We start from the raw sequence: 21,717 nt of genomic DNA, 5'->3' as shown, positions 1-21,717 counted from the left end.
CTAAGCCAGCTCGGGCAAGTTAAAATAAACTAATAGCAACACGACGCCAAGCACCAGCCTATAGATCACAAAAGGCATCATACCTATACGGGCTATCCACTTCAGAAACAGATGGATACATGTCCAGGCACTGATTGCGGCAATTACCGCACCGGTAAACAGCATCTCCAATGGCAGAATACTCTGACCTGACGTAATTCGGGTGGCCATCATCACACAAGCCCCGATCGTCACGGGTATAGAAAGCAAGAATGAAAAGCGTGCAGCTGAGGCGCGATCAAAACCGAGCATCAGAGCAGCGGTAATCGTCGCTCCGGAACGCGAAGTACCCGGGATCAACGCCACGGCCTGTGCCAGACCTATCCAGATAGCATCCCTGACTTTCAGATGACCTATATCACGCTGCTCTTTACGCTGCATATCAGCCCATCCCATTACCGCAGCAAACAGCAAGGTTGTCGCTGCAATCACCAGTATTGAGCGACCCCAGGTTTCAACCCAGCCGACAAACAAGAATCCGGCAATCACCGCCGGTATCGTAGCGAGAATAACCAACCAACTTAAAGTCCCGTCCGCACTATGGCGCCCCTGGATAGACTCCACCCAGGCGAAGAACATTCGCGCCAGATCATGGCGAAAATACACCAGCACCGCACACAGCGTACCTAAATGCACACCGACATCAAATGCTAACCCCTGGTCTTCCCAATTAAGTAATTGAGCCGGCAGGATCAGATGCGCAGAACTGGAAATCGGCAGGAACTCTGACAAACCCTGTATTAAAGCCAGTACGGCAACCTGAATCCATTCACTAATAGGCATTATTGATCCCTCTTTTTCCAGGCAACTTGATCTCTGAGGTAAACAGGCTGTGCATCCTCTGGAGCCAGAGTACTACCTGCCTGCAAGTCTATCGCCGCCAGTCTCAACATACTGGCGGCGTGAGGATAGCATTCACTGTCCACTGTTTGGAACTGCTTAATGCTTGCGGAGTGCATTTGCTGTAGATAACGCAAACCACTCCCCACAGCAACCAAAGTCTGCTCGAACTCATTAAGCCGTATCACTGACGGAGGTGACACGGCCTCAGCTTGCAGCACTTGAATACCATCACCTTTACGAGCACAGACCGACCAGTAAACTTCATCCATACGTGCGTCCAGTGCCGCCAATACGATAGCCTCAGGGTAACGATCTGTTGCGTCCAACGCCAGTGCACTGAGTGTTGAAACAGGAATCAGGGGTAAGTCAGCGGCCAAAGCCAGACCTTGCGCAGCACCCGTCGCGATACGGATACCCGCAAAAGAGCCGGGGCCCCGCCCGAAGGCAATCGCATCAAGATCCTGGACGCGTATTCCTGATTCAGCCAGTAGTGCATCCACCATGGGCAGCAACAGGTGCGTATGCCGACGCGGCTCGATGCGAAAATCCTCGCGCACCGATTGCCCGTCCATTAGCGCCACAGAACACGCATCTGTTGAGGTGTCCAGAGCCAGTATTCGTGTCATAAAAGCGTTTCTCCCCAGCGCGGCAGCAACGCCTGCTCAATGCCCAATTGATTCAGAATACGAGCGACTACAAAGTCGATCATAGCTTCAACACTGTCTGGTCGATGATAAAAACCGGGCGAAGCCGGCAGAATCACAACCCCCTGCTGAGATAGTTTCAGCATATGCTCCAAATGAATAGTGGAATAGGGTGCCTCGCGAGGCACCAGAATCAGTTGCCGCCGCTCTTTCAGAGCGACATCGGCGGCCCGCTCAATTAAATTATTACTGGCGCCCGTTGCTATAGCCGACAAGCTGCCGGTACTGCAGGGACAAACCACCATAGCAGACGGTGCACCTGAGCCCGAAGCTACAGGCGCCAGCCACTGCTCACGACCAAACACTCGCAACTGGCCCGGTTGTGCTTGATAGTGTACTGACAAAAAAGCCTGCTGAGCGTCAGGCGTACCGGGTAGATTGATATCAGTTTCGGTTGCAACAACCACCTGAGCCGCTTTGGAAACCATCATCAACACTTGATAGTCAGCCTGCAACAGACATTGCAACAGCCGCAAACCATACTGCGCACCGGAGGCTCCAGTCAGGGCCAGCGTTACCCGTCCTTTAAACGCATCAGTCATACGGCTGCTCCTTAAGAGCGCTCAAAAGTTTAGCATGAATACCACCAAAGCCGCCATTGGACATGATCACCAGATGCATGCCTGGTCGAGCCTGCCGCACCAGTTTCTCAACCAGTTGATCTATATCATCGCAAACTTCCGAGGGCACCGGACAGTCAGCGGCAAGTGACTCAAGGGACCAGTCCATCGCTGGAGGCTGATACCAGTATACCTGGTCAGCCTGTTCAGTGGATGCCATTAGCCTGTCGCTATGTGAGCCCAGACGCATGGTATTGGAGCGAGGCTCAATAACCGCTACCAGCGGCGCATCACCGATCTGAGCACGCAGCCCTGCCAGGGTAGTTGCAATAGCAGTGGGATGGTGAGCAAAATCATCATACACACTCACGCCACCGACCTGCCCAAGCAGCTCCATACGCCGTTTGACGCCGGAAAACTCACTCAGCGCCTGTATAGCCTGAGAGGGCAGCACTCCGACATGACGTGCCGCCACCAACGCATTCAGGCCATTCATGACGTTGTGATCACCACTCAATGACCAATTAACTTCACCTAGCTTTACCCCCTGATGGTATACAGCAAAATGACTACCATCCGATTGCAACAAATGTGCCGACCACTCGGTTTGCCCATGCAGCCCCGTGAGTTGCCGCTCACTCCAACAGCCCATAGCAACCACCTCATCCAGTGCAGGCACATCAGCCGGACGGATCAACAGGCCATTACCCGGCACCAAGCGATTCAGGTGATGAAACTGTCGCTGGATCGCGGCCAGATCCGGAAAAATATCGGCATGATCGTATTCCAGGTTATTCATAATCAATGTACGTGGTTGATAATGAACAAATTTGGAACGCTTATCAAAAAAAGCTGTATCGTATTCGTCAGCTTCAATCACAAAAAATGGCGTACTACCCAGTCGTGCAGAACAATCAAAGCCCTGCGGGACACCACCAATCAAAAAGCCTGGCGCCATACCGGCCTGATCCAGTATCCAGGCCAGCATAGTTGCTGTCGTCGTTTTACCATGTGTTCCGGCAACCGCCAACACCCAGCGGCCGGGAAGCAGATGATCATGCAACCACTGCGGTCCAGAAGTATAAGGCAGCCCCTGTTCCAGCATGTACTCCACACAGGGGTTACCGCGCGACATGGCATTGCCGACAATGACCAGATCCGGTGCAGGTTTCAGTTGAACAGGGTCATATCCCTGAATCAATTCAATACCTTGCATTTCTAATTGCGTACTCATTGGCGGATAGACATTTTGATCCGAACCGGTCACCCGGTGACCCGCCTCCCGTGCCAGTATAGCCAGCGACCCCATGAAGGTTCCGCAGATACCAAGAATATGTATATGCACCTTTAACCCGTCCTCAGAAAAACGTCCCAGATCATAACAGTTTTACCTAAAGCTGTTTATCCCTTACGCAAACGCAGCATGGTCTTTTTTAACTAGACACTATTATGCATTTGTGCGTTTTTTCGCGTACAATCGACGCTATTGTAAGGAACACACAAACATCTGCCTGTAAACCATGCTGGGGACCGAGCACGCCATGCAACTGCTGAGCAACTTTCTTAAGCACAAAAAAATCGATACTGAACTCGTTGAACTCATTGACACCCTAATGCTGGCCTGCAAGGAAATTGCATTGCAACTGCGTGAAGGAGAGCTGGCGGGCGTACTGGGCATATCAGACAACACCAATATTCAGGGTGAAACCCAGAAAAAACTCGACATCATCTCCAACGAAATTTTGAAAAAAGTTCTTTTGGACAATCCCTTAGTTCGTGGTGTCGCCTCTGAAGAGGAAGATCATGCGGTCTTCGGCAACCCTGAAGGACGCTTTCTTGTCACTTTTGACCCGCTGGATGGATCATCCAATATAGATATTAACGTATCTGTCGGCACTATTTTTTCAGTACTGGAAGTACCAGCGGGTGAACATGAAGACTCCGATTCGCTGTTTTTACAGCCCGGCACTCAACAGCTGGCGGCCGGATATGTTCTTTACGGGCCTCATGCGGTTCTGTCACTGACAACCGGCGACGGTGTCAACATGTTTACCCTGGCACACACCGGTGACTTCCTGCTAACACAAGAGGATGTAACAGTACCGGAAACAACCGCTGAGTTTGCCATTAACATGTCCAATCAGCGCTTCTGGGAACCCGCCATGCGCAACTATATTGATGATCTTCTGGCAGGTACCGAAGGCCCCCGTGCTCAGAACTACAACATGCGCTGGATCGCCTCGATGGTGGCTGAAGTTCATCGTATTTTGACCCGTGGTGGTCTGTTTACCTATCCATGGGATTCCCGCGATCCGAAAAAACCCGGCAAGCTTCGCCTGATGTACGAAGGCAATCCGATGAGCATGCTGATTGAACAGGCCGGTGGTGTATCCAGCACCTGCTACCAGCGCATCATGGAAATTCAGCCTGAACACATACATCAGCGCGTCTCTGTAGCACTGGGATCACGCGAAGAGGTCAAGGCACTAGTCGAATACCATCAGAAACCTGAGTAAAGGCACAGGACTGACTGACCCTAAGTCGTATAGCGAGCGGGCAGCTCAGTCTTTAAAATACGCTGATTAGCCGGAATTATTTTTCAACTGTTATTACAGGAACCTACTCATGAGTTTTGTAAACGTACCTTCAGGCAAAGACCTGCCAAATGATATTTACGTCGTCATCGAGATCCCGGCTGAGAGCTCGCCGGTTAAATACGAAATAGACAAAGACTCTGACGCCGTGTTTGTTGACCGTTTTATGGCCGCACCAATGTTTTACCCAGCCAACTATGGCTACATCAACCACACGCTGGCCGATGATGGTGACGCATTGGACGTTCTGGTAATCACGCCTTATCCCGTTGTTGTTGGCTCTGTTATTCGCTGCCGCCCTGTTGGCATTCTCAACATGACTGATGAAGCCGGTGAAGATGCCAAACTGGTGGCCGTACCACACGAAAAACTTTCTAAAGCCTACGGCGACATTCAGGATGTCGAAGACCTGCCACAGCTGACCAAAGACCGTATTGCACACTTTTTCGAAAACTACAAAAAGCTGGAAGTCGGCAAATGGGTCAAGGTTGAAGGCTGGTCAAATGCCGAAGCCGCACGCCAGGCCATTATGGACTCTGTTGCCGCTTACGAAGCAGACGCTAAAAAATAAACCTGAATCCTAGCACCACCTCCCTCCTCCCATAGCAGTGCATGGCACTGACTTGCTGGAGAGAGGGGAGGGGGAGCTATCAAGTATTAGTCCCGGGCGTGTTTAACCAGATCTTCAACCACTTCCTGCTCCACATGCAGATCATCATCGTCCTGACGACTGGCTGGCAGAATCAGATTCAGCAGGATGGCAACAATGCCGCAGAGGCTAACGCCTTTCAGGCTCATGTCCCCATCACCTAACGCCATACCACCAATACCAAACACCAATACGGTTGCCACTATCACCAGATTACGCTGCTCGGCCATATCCACGCGCGCCTTGATCAGTGTGTTCATCCCCACCGCCGCGATAGATCCAAACAGCAGAATCAAGATGCCGCCCATGACAGGGGTTGGTATGGTTTGCAACAGCATGCCAAATTTGGCCACAAATGCCAGCAATATAGCAAAACAGGCAGCCCAGATCATAATTACCGGGTTAAACGCCCGAGTCAGCATTACCGCCCCGGTCACTTCTGAGTAAGTCGTATTCGGTGGGCCACCAAACAGTGCTGCCGCCGATGTCGCCACACCATCACCAAAGAGCGTACGATGCAGACCCGGTTTTTTGACGTAATCTTTACCCGTCACATTACCGATTGCGATCATATCGCCCACATGCTCGATAGCCGGGGCGATAGCAACGGGAATCATGAAGAGTATAGCCTGCAAGTGAAACTCCGGCATGATGAACCCAGGCATAGCCAGCAGCGGCGCATCCCGCACAGCGGCAAGATCCACCATCCCCATTATCCAGGCCGCAATATAACCCACCACCACCCCACAGAGTATCGGCAACAGGCGGAATATACCCTGTGCAAATACAGCTACAGCTCCGGTTGTCACCAATGCAGCCATCGCTACGATCATGGCATCCTGATAAGGATAGATTTCAAATGAACCATCACCCGCCTTACCCATCGCCATATTGACAGCAATGGGCGCCAGACCCAGACCGATAATCATAATCACCGGCCCTGTAACCACGGGCGGCAAAAGGCGGTGCAAAAAGCCAACACCTTTAATACGTACCAGCGCAGCCAAACACATATAGGCAACACCGGCCGCAAACAATGCGCCCATAGTCGCCGGCACTCCCCAGTGTTGTACCGAAAAAACCACCGGCGCAATAAACACAAAAGAAGATGCCAGAAAGATCGGTACACTGGCGCCAGTAATGAGATGGAAAAGCAAGGTACCAATACCTGCGGTAAACAGCGCTACACTTGGATCCAGGCCAGTCAATAACGGCATCAGCACCAACGCGCCAAATGCCACAAACAGCATTTGCGAGCCTGCCAGTGCGGTGCGCCAGTGAAAAGGCTTGTCTGTACCCGCTGTAGATTCACGCATCATTGACTCCTTTATATAATAGAATGTTCAGACAACCCTGGCTCAGCTCTCGCAAGCAACAAGCCGATGACTTTGCGCCACTGCCAAGCTGGAGCACCTTATCGAGTACCAAAAATCTTATCACCGGCATCACCCAGTCCAGGGATGATATAGCCCTGCTCATTCAGATGAGAATCTATAGACGCGGTAAAGATATCCACATCCGGATGTGCTGCGGTGACCTTTTTGATACCTTCAGGTGCAGCCACCAACACCAGTGCACGTATACTGCTGCAACCGGCGTTTTTGAGCATGTCGATAGTGGCAATCATAGAACCACCCGTTGCCAGCATCGGATCCACTATCAACGCCATACGTGAATCGATATCACTCGCCAGTTTTTCAAAATAGGTAACCGGTTCCAGAGTCTCTTCATTGCGGTATACTCCGACCACAGAGATTTTGGCACTGGGCACCAGCTCCAACACGCCATCCAGCATACCCAGACCTGCACGCAAAATCGGCACTACAGTGATTTTTTTCCCCTTGATGCGCTGCACTGTAACCGGACCATTCCAACCCTCTATTTCGTAGGACTCCAACTCCAGATCTTTGGTAGCCTCGTAAGTCAGCAGACAACCCACCTCAGCAGCCAACTGCCTGAACCCACGAGTACTTTTATCAACCGACCGCATTAATCCCAGTTTATGCTGTACCAATGGATGCTTAATTTCATGCAGACTCATGCCAAACTCCTCAATCTTTTCAGTTAATCCTGCCAAGGGCAATTCAATGCCTGCAATTCTTAGGGAAATACCGACGCATTTCAATCAATTTAGTTTTATCTTCTATAAAGACGGTTGCCCTTTGCTGATCAGAACAGTATTGTTCTGCGTTTATTGACCCGGAATGTTCCAGGGTTTTTATCCGACACAAAAGAGCCAAATGCATGACACAGGTTGAATTGGACGAAATCAAACAGATCTATCAGGAAGCCGATCTGCTGTTTAGTAGTGAACAAGTGGACCAGGCCATCAACCATATGGCCGAGGCGATCAGCGCCTCGCTGAGTGAGCAGAACCCAGTAGTTTTCTGCGTAATGAATGGTGGGCTAGTGATAACCGGGCAACTGCTAACTCGGTTGAATTTTCCTCTTGAAGCCAGCTATTTGCATGCCACACGTTACCGTAATACCACGTCAGGTCACTCCCTTGAATGGAAAGTCCCTCCCATGTCCGCGTTTCGTGGCCGCCCGGTACTGATTGTTGATGACATTTTGGATGAAGGCCACACCCTGGTTGAAATCATGGATCACTGCCGACGCGAAGGTGCCAGCGCCGTGTACGCGGCGGTATTAATCGACAAACGCCATGACCGCAAGGCCCAGCCTGGACTGAAGGCCGAATTTACCGGCCTGGAAATTGAAGATCGCTACATCTTCGGTTACGGTATGGATTACAAAGGCTACTGGCGAAACGCCCCCGGCATCTTTGCCGTCAAAGGGTTATAACAAAGGCACAAACAACTCAAGCTCAGCAATGCAACTCTTCATAAAGCGCCAGAAACTCTTGTGTCAATTTATGCGCAGGTGCCATATAAATCAATGGACTGGCCGCATTATGCGATTCTTTCATCTTTACTGATGAAGAAATGCGTGAACGCATGACTGGAACAGTTTCATTTTCTAACTCTTTCACCATACGTTGCGGCAAGGATGCCCGTGGCTGAAACTGATTGACCACTATCCCCTCCACCGTTAACGCCGCATTATGATCAGCGCGGGTTTCGTCAATATTATTCAGCAAACTGTATAGTGCCTGCCGGGCAAACTCATCGCAATCGAACGGAATCAAGCAGCGTTCAGCGCCAGCCAGAGCAGACAGAGTAAAAAAATTGAATGCGGGCGGTGTATCTATATAGATAGCATCAAAGCTTGCACACAGCTCGACCAAGGCATCGCGTAATTTATAAATTTTGTGCTTACTTTCCAACTTTGACTGCAGATCGGTCAAATCGGGGTTGGACGGCAACAGCCAGAGATTCTCAAAGGGTGTTTCATGCACATAATTCATCGGCGGATGTGGCTTAAGCTGAAAGGACAAGGTCTGCTCAAAAAAATCGCGCACATCAGTCTGGGGTAAGTTGGAGTCATCACCGAGCAGGTAATGTGTTGAATTACACTGAGGATCCAGGTCAATCACCAGTGTCCTCAACCCCTTGAATGCACTGATAGCCGCCAGGTTGACCGTAATACTGGACTTACCTACGCCACCTTTCTGATTAAATACCACACGAATCATAGCCTATACTCCGATGCGAAACGCTTTCTGCTTCTGCCCTGAAAAATCTATGGCACTATGCTACGAATAGCCCTTAGTGGTCAACGGTCTGAAAGTCTCAGAGTGAACCTATTGTTACACCTGCCTAGCTAAATGTGCTTAACTTCGGCTAACTGGCAGCTAACAGACAATTCAGTCCGAACAAAATAGACACACTGTCTAATTTCAGGCAAACTACGACTTTTATCGCATCGGGACAGAATACTGCCTGCTTATGGTTAAATTACTGCTTATTAACGGCCCCAATCTAAACCTGCTCGGCACTCGTGAACCGCACCTATACGGAAGTCAGCGCCTTCAGGATATTGAAAGTGCTTTAACCCTTGAAGCACAACAACTGGGTGCTGAATTGCATTGCTTTCAGAGTAATGCTGAGCATGCGTTAATTGAGCGTATACACCAGGCCCGTGATGAGCAAATAGACTTTATCCTGATCAACCCGGCAGCCTATACGCATACCAGCGTTGCACTTCGGGATGCATTAGCTGGCGTTGCGATTCCGTTTATTGAAATACACCTGTCCAATGTTCACGCCCGAGAGCCTTTCCGGCATCATTCCTATCTGTCGGACTTGGCAAAAGGGGTTATTTGCGGACTTGGCACAGATGGGTACCGATTTGCGCTTCAAGCTGCACTTAACAGCCTAAAGCCTTAACTGATTTTTACCGTCACTCCCAACCAGAGAAGCGAAACAGAATGGATATTCGTAAAGTTAAAAAGCTCATTGAGCTACTTGAAGAATCAAACATTAACGAAATTGAAATCAAAGAAGGCGAAGAGTCTGTTCGCATAAGCCGTGGCGCCACAGTCACCTCAGCCCCGGTTTATCAGCAAGCGCCGGTTTATCAACAGCAACCCCAGCCAATGGCACAGCCAGTCGCCGCAGAGTCAGAGAAGGCTGCAGAAGCCACTCCACGAGGCCACGTGGTTCGCTCGCCGATGGTCGGCACTTTCTACTCAGCCCCCTCACCCAGCTCACCGGCGTTTGCTGAAATCGGCAAATCCATCAAAGTGGGTGATGTGATCTGCATCGTTGAAGCGATGAAGATGATGAACCAGATTGAATCCGACAAGGCCGGTGTCATCGAAGCCATACTGGTCGAAGACGGACAGCCGGTTGAGTATGATCAGCCCCTGTTTACAATTGTCTGATCAACTATACTGACGCAAGGATCTTTTCAAGATGCTGGATAAAGTGCTGATTGCAAACCGTGGTGAAATAGCACTACGTATTCTGCGGGCATGCAAGGAGCTGGGTATTCGCACCGTTGCTGTGCATTCGCAGCCTGACCGGGACCTGATGCATGTACGACTGGCTGATGAAGCCGTTTGCATTGGTCCTGCGCCCTCCAACAAAAGCTACCTGAACATTCCTGCACTGATCAGTGCAGCCGAAGTGACTGATAGTATCGGCATTCACCCCGGGTATGGTTTTCTGGCCGAAAGCGCCGCCTTTGCTGAGCAGGTAGAGCGCTCAGGCTTTACCTTTATAGGCCCGACGGCCGAAGTGATCCGCCTGATGGGCGACAAGGTATCCGCCATTGCGGCGATGAAAAAGGCCGGCGTACCCACCGTACCAGGATCTGACGGCCCACTCCCTGATGACAGCACCGAACTTTACGCGATCGCCGAACGTATTGGCTATCCGGTGATTGTCAAAGCGGCTGCCGGTGGCGGTGGGCGCGGAATGCGAGTGGTTCATTCAGAGGCCAGCCTGCTGAACGCCATCCACGTAACCCGCTCTGAAGCCGGTGCGGCCTTTGGTGATGACACCCTGTATATGGAAAAATTTCTGGAAAACCCACGCCATGTGGAAATCCAGGTGCTCGCCGATGGACAGGGCAACGCGGTACATCTGTATGACCGTGACTGCTCCATGCAGCGTCGCCACCAAAAGGTTGTCGAAGAAGCCCCCGCGCCAATGATCGATGAACAAGCCCGTCAAAAGGTCTTTAAGTCCTGCGTTGATGCTTGTTTGCACATTGGCTACCGAGGTGCAGGAACCTTTGAGTTCCTCTACGAAGATGGCAATTTCTATTTCATCGAAATGAATACCCGCGTTCAGGTAGAGCACCCGGTGACGGAGATGGTAACCGGTATCGATATCGTCAAGGAGCAATTGAAAATTGCCTCCGGCATGCCGTTATCTTTCACACAGGAAGATATTCAGCTTCGCGGGCATGCATTCGAATGCCGTATCAATGCAGAGGATCCGAAAACCTTCTTGCCCTGCCCAGGTAAAATTTCGCATTTCCATGCACCGGGCGGCAATGGCATCCGTGTTGATTCTCACCTGTATGACGGCTACACCGTGCCGCCTCACTACGATTCATTGATCGCCAAGCTGATCAGCTACGGGGAAGACCGTGCAATCGCGCTGAAACGCATGCAGAACGCACTGGATGAAACCATGATTGATGGAATACGTACCAATATCCCGCTGCACATGGAAATTGTCCGCGATGCCAACTTTGCTAAGGGTGGCGTAAACATTCATTACTTGGAGAAAAAGCTCGGACTGTAAAGTCCGGTCAACTCTTCTAAAAGCCCGCTATTGCGGGCTTTTGTTTCAGGAACCTACGCTATGTCATGGTTGCAAATTACCATCCCCACCCCGCCCGAGCAAGCCGAACTATTTGAAGACCTGCTGCTGGAAGCCGGTTGTGCCGCCGTAACCTTTCAAGATGCTGAAGACAACCCGATTTTTGAACCCGACCTGGGAACCACGCCACTATGGCAGTCCACCGTAGTGACCGGTCTGTTTTCCGCCGAGCATGATTTGCCATCTACCCTGGCTTTCATTCGTACAGAGCTGGACGCACGTCTGGCGGATGATCAACCCACCCCACAAGTAAGTGCCGAAATCCTTGAAGACAAGGACTGGGAGCGCGCCTGGATGGATACCTACCACCCAATGCGCTTCGGTCAGCGCTTATGGGTTTGCCCCAGTTGGCGCGATGTGCCTGATCCAACTGCAGTAAACCTGCTGCTGGATCCTGGACTTGCTTTCGGCACAGGCACCCACCCAACCACCGCACTGTGTCTTGAATGGCTGGATGCTCAAACGCTAGAGGGACTCCAGGTGACAGATTACGGCTGCGGCTCGGGCATCCTGGGTATCGCCGCACTACTGCTGGGCGCAGAATCTGTTGTCGCTGTCGATATCGATCAACAGGCGCTGACCGCTACCCGTGACAACCTGTCGCGAAACCAGCTTCCAGATAGCAAACTGACGGCCTACCTACCTGAACAGGTTCCGCAGCTACAGACCGACCTGCTAATTGCCAATATACTGGCGGGTCCTCTGGTTCAGCTCGAACCAGTTTTTGCGGCGCTACTCAAACCAGGTGGTAAACTGCTTTTGTCAGGGCTGTTACAGCACCAGGCCAGCGAAATTCAGGCTGCCTATGCCGATAGTTTCATCGTCGATGATCCAGTTGAGAAAGACAACTGGATCCGCATTACAGCCATACGCCGGTAACCTGTTATGAAGAAACTGGTTGCACAATGCCCGTCCTGCCAGACACGCTACAATGTTACTCAAGGACAACTAAAAGTTGCCGATGGACGGGTCCGATGTGGTCAGTGTCTGACAGTATTTCGGGCAGTCAACTCACCTTCCAAGACCGAGACCGCTCCTTCAACAGCCAAGCCCAAAGCATCCAGCCACCCTGACACACAGAAAATACAACCAGATACTCCAAAGCCCAAAACTGACCCTCTGACACTGCTTCGACAGATGCAGCCAGACCCACCGGAACTGAGTCCGGCACCCCCCCGTTCTGCATCCGCACCGACATGGTCTATTGTCGGTTCATTTCTGGCACTAGTGTTACTGGCGGGACAATATCTCTGGTTCGAGCGTGCGAACCTGGCTCAGAAGCCACTACTGGTCCCAGTCTATATCGCACTTTGTGATCAGCTAGACTGTGCGCTACCCAGCTATCAAAGCCTGCTATGGTTGCAAACCTCACATTTGCTGGTACGCAGCCAGGCTGAACAGTCTGATACTCTGGAAGTACTAACCGGACTGGTCAACACCAGCCCTCTACCCGTGCCACTGCCCATCATGCGATTGCAATTTACCGATGCCAGTGGCCGCATAATTGCGGCCACTGATTTTCAACCAGATGCCTACCTTGGCAACAGCGATACAACCCAACTGCAGCCAGGACAACGGCAAGCAGTTCGCCTGCTACTGCAGCGCCCTGCACCTGGCCATCTGGGTTATGAACTGGATTGGTTACCGTCTGCAACTCACTGAAGCACCCAACAGATCAAAAAATCATCAGATTCGACTTGGAGCACCCGCACTTAAGGGGTATCATTGTCCCCCTTCCGAGAAACTACCCTGTTACGGCACACTAGTGTCGGATGTTTTCTGACCCCATTAAGGTATTGCATGTTCCGGATCGGCCCCTACAGTATCAACAGCAAGGTGATCCTGGCTCCCATGGCAGGGATTACTGATCGGCCCTTTCGACAGCTGTGTCGTCGGCTGGGCGCAGGCATGACTGTATCCGAAATGGTCATATCCGATACGACTTTCTGGAAAACCCGCAAATCAGCCTATCGTCTGGACCATACCGGTGAAATTACACCTCGCTCTGTTCAAATTGCCGGAGCAGACCCTGTCATGATGGCTGAAGCTGCCCGGATGAATGCAGCGCGTGGTGCTCAGATTATTGATATCAATATGGGATGCCCAGCGAAGAAGGTTTGTAACCGGGCCGCAGGTTCTGCGCTGATGCGTGAACCTGAACTGGTGAAGGAGATTCTGGAGGCTGTAGTCAAAGCAGTCGACCTGCCGGTGACGCTGAAAATGCGCACAGGCTGGTGCCACGACAGCCGCAATGCAGTTGAACTGGCCAGGATGGCTCAGGCTATAGGCATTCAAGCACTGGCAGTACATGGCCGGACGCGTGCTGATGGTTATCGCGGTGACGCTGAGTACGACACAATCATGCGTATTCGCGACGTCATTGAGATCCCCCTGTTTGCCAATGGTGACATTAACTCTCCAAAGAAAGCCAAACAGGTACTGGATGAAACAGGCGCCGATGCCGTTATGATCGGACGTGCTGCTCAGGGCCGCCCTTGGCTGTTTAGGGAGATTAATCATTATCTGCAAACCGAGCAGATACTGCCATCAGCCAGCCTGAATGAAATCAGTCAGATCATGCAGCAACATCTGCAGGAACTACACCTGTTTTATGGTGAGCTACTGGGTGTGAAAATTTCCCGCAAGCATATTGGCTGGTACATGCAACACTTCGAGCAGGGACAGGCTTTTCGGAAGCATTTTAATACAATCGAATCAGCAGAACTCCAGAGCAGTGCCTTGGCCGAGTTTTTAGCGACCCAGTGTCGCACTGCTGCCTGACATCAGGATAAGCTTATGAACGCAATGGATAACAAAGTTGTGAAAAACGCCGCTCTCACACAGCAGACAACACCGCCTCAGACACTTCGTGACAATGTGCACCAGTCCATGACCAGCTACTTCAAGCAGCTTGACGGACAGCCGGTTACTGATGTGTATCAAATGGTGCTGTCAGAAATTGAAGCACCACTATTTGAAAGTGTGATGAACTATACTAAAGACAATCAGACCAAAGCCTCTGAGTTGCTCGGTCTGAACCGCGGCACCCTGCGAAAGAAACTGAAACAGTACGGTCTCCTGTAATTTCCGAACTCACAATCTGGTCTGAATAACTTATGTCACAGCTCCCTGTCACCCAAGTTCGCCGTGCGCTGATCAGCGTATCCGATAAAACTGGTATTACCGAATTCGCCAAAGCGCTCAGCGATAGAGGCGTAGAAATTCTGTCCACTGGCGGCACCTTCAAACTGCTGCGTGAACATCAAATCCCAGCCATTGAAGTGTCTGATCACACCGGCTTTCCGGAAATGATGGATGGGCGTGTCAAAACCCTGCATCCAAAAATTCACGGTGGCATTTTGGGACGTCGTGGTCAGGACGATGCCATCATGGCCGAGCATGCCATCGCACCGATCGATATGGTTGTCGTGAACCTCTACCCCTTTGCCGAAACCATAGCCCGCCCGGATTGCGATCTGGCCATGGCGATAGAGAATATCGACATTGGTGGTCCAACCATGGTGCGTTCGGCAGCTAAAAACCACAAGGACGTCGCCATAGTTGTTAATGCAGATGACTATGACAGTATCATTCACGAACTGGATGCCTCTCAAGGCCTGACCCACGCCACTCGCTTCGATCTCGCCATCAAAGCCTTCGAGCACACCGCCGCTTACGATGGCATGATCGCCAACTACCTGGGCACCGTCATTGAAGGTGACGAGCTGGAACCCGCCAGTTTTCCGCGCACCTTCAACACCCAGTTCATCAAGGCACAAGAGATGCGTTACGGTGAAAACCCGCATCAGAAAGCGGCCTTCTATGTCGAGGCCAACCCGGCTGAACCTTCGGTTGCTACAGCGCGTCAGGTACAGGGTAAAGCTCTATCTTACAATAATGTGGCCGACACAGATGCCGCACTGGAGTGCGTCAAACCCTTCCGCGAGCCAGCGTGCGTCATTGTCAAACATGCCAACCCCTGTGGTGTGGCGATCGGTGACAATCTGCTGGAAGCCTATAACCGTGCCTTCCAGACCGACCCGACGTCAGCTTTTGGCGGCATCATCGCCTTTAACCGCGAACTGGATGGTAAAACGGCGCAGGCCATTGTGGATCGCCAGTTTGTCGAAGTTATCATTGCCCCGAAAGTCAGTGCAGAAGCCTCAGACATAGTCGCCGCCAAGCCGAATGTTCGCTTGCTTGAGTGTGGTGAATGGAGTGAGCAACGCAGTGCGGCCTTAGACTACAAGCGTGTCAACGGTGGCCTGCTGATTCAGGATCGTGATATCGGCATGATTGATGTATCGCAACTGAAAATTGTCACTGAACGTCAACCCTCCGAGCAGGAAATCCGTGATCTGCTGTTCTGCTGGGAAGTGGCTAAATTCGTCAAATCCAATGCCATCGTCTATGCTCGGGACGGACAAACCATCGGTATAGGTGCTGGCCAGATGAGCCGTGTTTATTCAGCCCGCATCGCCGCCATCAAAGCAGCCGATGAAGGACTCGAAGTCAAAGGCTCAGTCATGGCGTCAGATGCCTTTTTCCCTTTCCGCGATGGTATAGACTCTGCCGCAGATGCAGGCATTACCGCCGTGATACAACCGGGTGGCTCTATGCGTGATCAGGAAGTGATCGATGCTGCCAATGAACATGGCATGGCGATGGTCTTCACCGGCATGCGTCATTTCCGTCATTAATCCGGGTCAGGAGACAAAATGAAGGTATTAATTATAGGTTCAGGCGGGCGCGAACATGCGCTGGCCTGGGCGGTTGCCCAAGACACTAATGTACAGCAGGTTTTTGTAGCGCCTGGCAATGCAGGCAGTGCCACAGAAGCAAAAGTTAGCAATGTAGATCTGCAAGCCATGGATACCCAAGGTCTGATCGATTTTGCTCATGCCAACCAGGTGGACCTGACCATCGTCGGACCAGAAGCACCGCTGGTCGCTGGAGTTGTTGATCAGTTCCTGGCCGAGGGGTTGAAAATTTTCGGCCCCAGTGCCGCCGCGGCTCAACTGGAAGGCTCCAAGGCCTTCACCAAAGACTTCCTGGCGCGACAGCATATTCCGACAGGCACCTACGGCAACTTTACTGAAGTGGAACCTGCGCTGGCTTACCTGCGCCAGCAGGGCGCACCTATTGTCATCAAAGCCGATGGACTGGCGGCAGGCAAAGGAGTCATCGTCGCCATGACTCAGGATGAAGCGGAAGCCGCCGTCAAAGACATGCTGGCAGGCAATGCTTTTGGTGATGCTGGCCACCGGGTGGTGATCGAAGAGTTCCTGGAAGGTGAAGAAGCCTCCTTTATCGTTATGGTCGATGGTGAGCATGTCTTGCCTATGGCCACCAGCCAGGATCACAAACGTGTCGGTGATGCTGACACCGGCCCCAATACCGGCGGCATGGGTGCTTATTCACCGGCACCGGTGGTTTCTGCAGAGATTCACCAGCGCATTATGCGAGAGGTGATTATGCCCACTGTTAAAGGCATGGCCGCTGAAGGCAACCCTTACACGGGCTTTCTTTATGCAGGCTTGATGATCAGCCCAGCTGGCGAGCCCAAGGTCATCGAATACAATTGTCGCTTTGGTGATCCGGAAACCCAACCGATCATGATGCGCCTGAAAACAAGCCTGGCCGAACTCTGCCTGGCGGCGCTGGATCAGCGACTTGATCAGGTCACCGCTGAGTGGGATGACCGCCCAGCCGTGGGTATTGTGATGGCGGCTGGCGGCTACCCGGGCGACTATCGCAAAGGTGACGAAATTGAGCTGCCGGCAAATGCTGCCAGTGACTGTAAAATTTTCCATGCTGGCACCGCATTGAAAGGTGATCAGGTGGTGACGGCAGGTGGTCGAGTGCTCTGCGTTACTGCCCTTGGAGACACTGTTGGTGAAGCGCAACAACGAGCCTATCAGACGGTACATCAAGTCCGCTGGCAAGATGCCTTCTACCGTCATGACATCGGCTATCGTGCCATAGCCCGTGAGCAACAGGACTAACCTTGCAGGAGAAGATGATGGACTGTTTATTTTGTAAAATCGTCAACAACGAAATTCCGGCAGACATTGTCTATCAGGATGACAAGGTCGTAGCCTTTATGGATATCAATCCACAGGCACCCTTCCATGCCCTGATCATACCGCGCAAGCACATTGCCACGCTCAATGACATCACAGTAGCCGACTGTGAAACGGTTGGACACCTGCAATGGGTCGCTGCAAAGCTGGCCGCCGAACAGGGCTTTGCCGAAGACGGCTACCGTACCGTGTTTAACTGCAACAGCCATGCAGGGCAGACAGTCTATCATATTCATCTGCATCTTCTCGGCGGCAAACCACTGGGATGGCCACCCTATCAGGACACGCTGAAAGTTAACCTTAACAACTGAAGTGACTCTTATGCTGCAGTGCGTCATAATAGCTTTAAGTCTGTTATTATGACGCACAGTGACTAACCAAGGAGTCAGACAATGACTGAGAACAACCCATCCGCCAACTTGCGCAAAGAACGCCCACCAGTCCATGACCAGCTAGAATTTTTTATCGAGCAAGCACGCCAGGCAACCCCTATCCGCACGGCCGTTGTCCACCCGGTTGATCACAACAGTCTAATGGGTGCTATAGAAGCGGCTGAGCAGGGCCTGATTGAGCCATTACTGGTCGGCCCAGAGCACAAGATCCGTGCGGCGGCCGAGGCTGAAGGCATTGATCTTTCCCCTTACGAAATCGTCAGTACCGAGCATAGTCATGAAGCGGCTGAACGTGCTTGTGGACTGGTTCGTAGCGCAGAAGCCGTTGCCCTGATGAAAGGCAGTCTGGGCACATCCGAACTGCTTGCCGCTATTATCCACAAAACCAAAGGCATTCGCACTGAACGTCGTCTCAGTCATGTTTGGGTGTTCGACATTCCGAACTATCATAAGCCACTGGTTATCACCGATGCCGCCATTAACGTAGCACCTGACCTGCTGACAAAACGCGATATCGTTCAGAACGCGATTAATTTCTGCCATTCACTGGGTATTCACAAACCCAAAGTAGCTATTCTCGCCGCCGTCGAAAAAGTGAAACCTGCCATGCAGAGCACCATTGATGCCGCCGCGTTGTGCAAAATGGCTGATCGAGGCCAGATTACCGGAGCAATTCTGGATGGCCCCCTGGCGTTTGATAACGCCATATCCCTGCAGGCAGCAATCGATAAACACATAGAGTCCCCTGTATCAGGCGAAGCTGATATTCTGCTGGCACCTGATCTGGAATCCGCCAATATGATTGCCAAACAGCTGATCTATCTGGCTGGCGCTAAATCTGCCGGGCTTGCCGTGGGTGCCAAAGTGCCAATCATACTGACCAGCCGCGCAGAAGGCACGTTGGGACGCCTGGCCTCCTGTGCCATGGCTTCTCATATGGTCCACCATCCAGAAAAGGATAGCTGATATGAAAACGCTGCTGACCGTTAACGGTGGATCGTCCAGTCTGAAATGTGGCCTTTATAAGGTTAGCCTGGAGGGCCTAGAAAATCTGTGTGTAGTTAAGCTCGGCAACTTGCTAGGTGAAGGCGTGCGCTTTGGTGCTACTGATGCTCAGGGCGCACCACTGGAAACTCGTACTCTGGATATGGGCGACTGTGGACGGGAGCAGCGTCATCAGGCGGCACTCAATGAAGTGCTAAACTGGCTGCAGAAACAGTATCCAGGCCATGAGTTGATCGCAACGGGGCACCGAATCGTGCACGGTGGCAATGATTTCAGCAAACCGGTATTGATGACCGATGAAGTCAGCAGTCAACTGTTGCAGTTTATTCCACTCGCTCCGCTGCATCAGCCTTACAACCTGAAGCTGATAGAAGCGATCAAGAATCTGCTGCCGGAGCTACCCGCTGTGGGCTGCTTTGACACCATGTTTCATACCAGCCAATCACACTTAGAACGACTCTATGCCATTCCTAAGCATTTAACCAACGAAGGCGTGATCAAATACGGCTTTCATGGGCTGTCTTATGAGTTTATTCTGCATCAACTGCGTCAAACAGATAGTAGTCAGCTAAAAACCGTTGTATGTCACCTGGGTGCCGGTGCCAGCATGTGCGCTATCAGTAATCAAAAATCTGTGGCATCCAGTATGGGCTTTACTGCTGTAGAAGGCTTACCCATGGGCAGCCGATGCGGCAATATAGATCCAGGTGTCATTCTGTATTTGATGCGCGAATATGCTATGGATGTTGATGCCATTGAAAAGCTACTTTACAAAGAAAGCGGCTGGTTTGGTGTATCCGGTGGCATCAGCTCAGATATGCTGGAACTACACAAGGCAGGTCATCCAGATGCAGAGGAAGCTATCGACCTGTTTTGCCTGAGGATTGCTGAAGAAGCTGGACGCCTTGCCGCGGCAATGGGTGGCATAGAGCAGATCGTCTTTACCGGTGGTGTTGGTGAAAATGATGCTGATGTACGTAGCCGAGTTGTTGAACGCTGCAACTGGCTCGGAGCAGAACTTGACAGCGAGGCCAACCAAAAGAATGCCCTCATCATCAATACCGACAGTTCAACGCTGGCATTGCGTGTCATCCCTACCGATGAAGAGATGATGATCGCCATGCATACGCTCAGTAAGATCAACTAAGTTTCCGCTCATACCTTAGCCAGGTCCGGCGTACGCCGGACCAATTCTTAGATTGCTCAGAGACTGCGTTGACGCACTATCTCGAACAAGCACACCCCTGTCGCCACCGAAACATTCAGACTGCTGATACTACCCAGCATGGGAATCTTGATCAGTTGATCGCAACGCTCCCGAGTCAGACGACGCAGACCTTTACCCTCGGCACCCATCACCAGGGCAGCAGGTCCTTTCAAATTGGCTTCAAATAGCGTCTGCTGCGCTTCCCCAGCTGTACCCGTGATCCATACACCAGCCTGCTGCAATGCCTGCAGGGTGCGAGACAGGTTAGTCACCTGTATGTAAGGCACAATCTCAGCAGCACCACAAGCCACCTTACTGACGGTAGCATTCAGCGGCGCTGATTTGTCTTTCGGTGCAATCACCGCCAGCACACCCGCTGCCTCAGCCGTACGCAGACAAGCACCCAGGTTGTGTGGATCAGTGACGCCATCCAGAATCAGAAACAGTGGATTTTCCAGCTGTTGAGCAAGCAGCTTCTGTAGATCAGACTCATCACCAGCGCTGATCGCTTTACAGTCCGCCACTACACCCTGATGAACCCCATCTACCATTCCATCCAGTCGTTTCCGGGCACTGCGCTGCACGGTAATACCAGCAGCTTCGGCCTGTTCCAACAAACGGTTCAGGCGATCATCGTCACGGCCTTCTTGGACAAACAAAACTTTGATCCGCACCGGATCACGCTGCAACACGGAACTGACGGCATGAAGCCCAAACACTCGCTCTGAGGACATGAAAACCCAACCCTTGAAAATAAATACCGATTTTAGCAGAAATTAGTGCCTAGGTTGCAGTTGTCGCAAGGAACCAGGAATATTGCCGCAACACAAGCTTGAAAAGCCTGCTGCCAACGTCAATACTGAAAGCCCAACACCTTATCACTTGATTAAAGGAGCAGCGCATGGCTTTCGCACTCTCAAGCATCCAATTAACCAGCAACGCTTTCCCAGCCGGCGGCCAGATTCCCAGCAAACATACCGGTGAAGGAGATAACATTTCCCCCGCTCTGGCCTGGGATTCTGTTCCAGAAGGCACCCAAGCCTTTGCCCTGATCTGCCATGATCCAGATGCACCCTTGATTAAGCAGGGCAGCTATGGTTTTGTACATTGGGTGCTGTATAACCTGCCTGCCGATTTACGTAGTCTGGTTGAAGGCAGTACCGAAGGGACGTCTGGTGTTAACGATTATGGAAAAAACGGTTATGCAGGCCCTATGCCTCCCGAAGGGCATGGTCTGCACCACTACTATTTCTGGATCCTGGCACTGGAACGTCCGTTGCAACTACCGGCAGGACTGAGCATGGCTGAGCTGCTGGAAAAAACCGAGCCGTATTTGCTCGGTGTCAACCGGTTAGTGGGTACTTATCAGCGAGACTAAAACACCACTTCAAGCCCTGTAAGGACA

Annotated in this window: 24 protein-coding genes; 16 read left to right on the top strand and 8 right to left on the bottom strand. The window is 51.7% G+C overall.

The genetic code is table 11. The features are described from left to right. Genes F5I99_RS03245 through mpl form a run of 4 tightly spaced genes read right to left on the bottom strand, consistent with a single transcriptional unit; the run spans nt 1 to nt 3,491 of the window. Complete coding sequence (locus tag F5I99_RS03245) at nt 1-822, bottom strand: undecaprenyl-diphosphate phosphatase (protein WP_151053628.1); 822 nt, start codon at nt 820-822, stop codon at nt 1-3. Continuing rightward, entirely contained in the window at nt 822-1,508 is a 687-nt protein-coding gene (gene tsaB / locus F5I99_RS03240) for a tRNA (adenosine(37)-N6)-threonylcarbamoyltransferase complex dimerization subunit type 1 TsaB (protein WP_151053627.1), read from the bottom strand. Before tsaB ends, F5I99_RS03245 begins: the two co-directional genes overlap by 1 nt. Then, nucleotides 1,505-2,128 carry a flavin prenyltransferase UbiX gene (locus tag F5I99_RS03235; protein ID WP_151053626.1) on the bottom strand — a complete coding sequence of 208 codons (624 nt, stop codon included), beginning with the start codon at nt 2,126-2,128 and terminating at the stop codon, nt 1,505-1,507. Before F5I99_RS03235 ends, tsaB begins: the two co-directional genes overlap by 4 nt. Next, nucleotides 2,121-3,491 (bottom strand): UDP-N-acetylmuramate:L-alanyl-gamma-D-glutamyl-meso-diaminopimelate ligase, encoded by a 1,371-nt coding sequence (gene mpl / locus F5I99_RS03230; RefSeq protein WP_151053625.1) that lies wholly within the window; start codon nt 3,489-3,491, stop codon nt 2,121-2,123. Before mpl ends, F5I99_RS03235 begins: the two co-directional genes overlap by 8 nt. A 196-nt stretch (nt 3,492-3,687) precedes the next feature. Here mpl and F5I99_RS03225 point away from each other — a divergent pair, with 196 nt between their 5' ends. Together F5I99_RS03225 and ppa are read left to right on the top strand one after the other, a co-directional pair. Continuing rightward, nucleotides 3,688-4,662 (top strand): class 1 fructose-bisphosphatase, encoded by a 975-nt coding sequence (locus F5I99_RS03225; protein WP_151053624.1) that lies wholly within the window; start codon nt 3,688-3,690, stop codon nt 4,660-4,662. 109 nt (nt 4,663-4,771) lie between these two features. Then, complete coding sequence (gene ppa, locus F5I99_RS03220; protein WP_151053623.1) at nt 4,772-5,311, top strand: inorganic diphosphatase; 540 nt, start codon at nt 4,772-4,774, stop codon at nt 5,309-5,311. A gap of 86 nt (nt 5,312-5,397) precedes the next feature. On the opposite strand, the gene F5I99_RS03215 is transcribed toward ppa, so the two are convergent. Both F5I99_RS03215 and upp read right to left on the bottom strand, forming a co-directional pair. Continuing rightward, entirely contained in the window at nt 5,398-6,705 is a 1,308-nt protein-coding gene (locus F5I99_RS03215) for a uracil-xanthine permease family protein (RefSeq protein WP_151053622.1), read from the bottom strand. Nucleotides 6,706-6,803: 98 nt separating this feature from the next. Next, a complete protein-coding gene (upp, locus tag F5I99_RS03210) occupies nt 6,804-7,430 on the bottom strand; it encodes a uracil phosphoribosyltransferase (protein WP_151053621.1) in 627 nt (208 codons plus the stop codon). 203 nt (nt 7,431-7,633) lie between these two features. On the opposite strand from upp, the gene F5I99_RS03205 reads away from it, so the two are divergent. After that, entirely contained in the window at nt 7,634-8,194 is a 561-nt protein-coding gene (locus F5I99_RS03205; RefSeq protein WP_151053620.1) for a hypoxanthine-guanine phosphoribosyltransferase, read from the top strand. A 22-nt stretch (nt 8,195-8,216) separates the two neighbouring features. On the opposite strand, the gene F5I99_RS03200 is transcribed toward F5I99_RS03205, so the two are convergent. Then, entirely contained in the window at nt 8,217-8,984 is a 768-nt protein-coding gene (locus F5I99_RS03200; RefSeq protein WP_151053619.1) for a ParA family protein, read from the bottom strand. A 253-nt stretch (nt 8,985-9,237) separates the two neighbouring features. On the opposite strand from F5I99_RS03200, the gene aroQ reads away from it, so the two are divergent. From aroQ to F5I99_RS03140, 12 genes are all read left to right on the top strand, one after another. Further along, the gene (gene aroQ, locus F5I99_RS03195) at nt 9,238-9,678 is read left to right on the top strand and encodes a type II 3-dehydroquinate dehydratase (protein WP_151053618.1); all 441 of its coding nucleotides are present in this window, start codon (nt 9,238-9,240) and stop codon (nt 9,676-9,678) included. A 41-nt stretch (nt 9,679-9,719) separates the two neighbouring features. Then, nucleotides 9,720-10,175 (top strand): acetyl-CoA carboxylase biotin carboxyl carrier protein, encoded by a 456-nt coding sequence (accB, locus tag F5I99_RS03190; RefSeq protein ID WP_151053617.1) that lies wholly within the window; start codon nt 9,720-9,722, stop codon nt 10,173-10,175. A gap of 31 nt (nt 10,176-10,206) precedes the next feature. Then, nucleotides 10,207-11,547 carry an acetyl-CoA carboxylase biotin carboxylase subunit gene (gene accC / locus F5I99_RS03185; RefSeq protein ID WP_151053616.1) on the top strand — a complete coding sequence of 447 codons (1,341 nt, stop codon included), beginning with the start codon at nt 10,207-10,209 and terminating at the stop codon, nt 11,545-11,547. Nucleotides 11,548-11,607: 60 nt separating this feature from the next. After that, complete coding sequence (prmA, locus tag F5I99_RS03180) at nt 11,608-12,504, top strand: 50S ribosomal protein L11 methyltransferase (RefSeq protein ID WP_151053615.1); 897 nt, start codon at nt 11,608-11,610, stop codon at nt 12,502-12,504. A 6-nt stretch (nt 12,505-12,510) separates the two neighbouring features. Then, the gene (locus F5I99_RS03175) at nt 12,511-13,287 is read left to right on the top strand and encodes a DUF3426 domain-containing protein (RefSeq protein ID WP_151053614.1); all 777 of its coding nucleotides are present in this window, start codon (nt 12,511-12,513) and stop codon (nt 13,285-13,287) included. A gap of 138 nt (nt 13,288-13,425) precedes the next feature. After that, nucleotides 13,426-14,406, top strand: a complete 981-nt coding sequence (dusB, locus tag F5I99_RS03170) for a tRNA dihydrouridine synthase DusB (RefSeq protein ID WP_151053613.1) — start codon at nt 13,426-13,428, stop codon at nt 14,404-14,406. A 24-nt stretch (nt 14,407-14,430) separates the two neighbouring features. Continuing rightward, nucleotides 14,431-14,709: a DNA-binding transcriptional regulator Fis gene (fis, locus tag F5I99_RS03165; RefSeq protein ID WP_151058919.1), complete on the top strand. Its 279-nt coding sequence runs from the start codon at nt 14,431-14,433 to the stop codon at nt 14,707-14,709. 32 nt (nt 14,710-14,741) lie between these two features. Further along, the gene (gene purH / locus F5I99_RS03160) at nt 14,742-16,325 is read left to right on the top strand and encodes a bifunctional phosphoribosylaminoimidazolecarboxamide formyltransferase/IMP cyclohydrolase (protein WP_151053612.1); all 1,584 of its coding nucleotides are present in this window, start codon (nt 14,742-14,744) and stop codon (nt 16,323-16,325) included. 18 nt (nt 16,326-16,343) lie between these two features. After that, a complete protein-coding gene (gene purD / locus F5I99_RS03155; RefSeq protein ID WP_151053611.1) occupies nt 16,344-17,630 on the top strand; it encodes a phosphoribosylamine--glycine ligase in 1,287 nt (428 codons plus the stop codon). A 17-nt stretch (nt 17,631-17,647) separates the two neighbouring features. Beyond that, nucleotides 17,648-18,019: a histidine triad nucleotide-binding protein gene (locus F5I99_RS03150; RefSeq protein ID WP_225307630.1), complete on the top strand. Its 372-nt coding sequence runs from the start codon at nt 17,648-17,650 to the stop codon at nt 18,017-18,019. An 81-nt stretch (nt 18,020-18,100) separates the two neighbouring features. Then, nucleotides 18,101-19,066, top strand: coding sequence for a bifunctional enoyl-CoA hydratase/phosphate acetyltransferase (locus F5I99_RS03145; RefSeq protein WP_151053609.1), 966 nt, complete (start codon nt 18,101-18,103; stop codon nt 19,064-19,066). A 1-nt stretch (nt 19,067) separates the two neighbouring features. Next, nucleotides 19,068-20,252 carry an acetate/propionate family kinase gene (locus F5I99_RS03140; protein WP_151053608.1) on the top strand — a complete coding sequence of 395 codons (1,185 nt, stop codon included), beginning with the start codon at nt 19,068-19,070 and terminating at the stop codon, nt 20,250-20,252. Between the two features lie 56 nt (nt 20,253-20,308). Here the strand turns inward: F5I99_RS03140 and rlmB are convergent, their stop codons facing one another. Continuing rightward, nucleotides 20,309-21,046 carry a 23S rRNA (guanosine(2251)-2'-O)-methyltransferase RlmB gene (rlmB, locus tag F5I99_RS03135; RefSeq protein ID WP_151053607.1) on the bottom strand — a complete coding sequence of 246 codons (738 nt, stop codon included), beginning with the start codon at nt 21,044-21,046 and terminating at the stop codon, nt 20,309-20,311. A gap of 167 nt (nt 21,047-21,213) precedes the next feature. On the opposite strand from rlmB, the gene F5I99_RS03130 reads away from it, so the two are divergent. After that, nucleotides 21,214-21,690: a YbhB/YbcL family Raf kinase inhibitor-like protein gene (locus F5I99_RS03130; RefSeq protein WP_151053606.1), complete on the top strand. Its 477-nt coding sequence runs from the start codon at nt 21,214-21,216 to the stop codon at nt 21,688-21,690. The last annotated feature ends 27 nt before the right edge of the window (nt 21,691-21,717 follow it).

The sequence above is a fragment of the Nitrincola iocasae genome (assembly GCF_008727795.1).
Taxonomy (GTDB): Bacteria; Pseudomonadota; Gammaproteobacteria; order Pseudomonadales; family Balneatricaceae; genus Nitrincola; species Nitrincola iocasae.
Note: the sequence above shows the minus strand (reverse complement) of the source record. Positions and strands in the feature narration are given on the sequence as shown.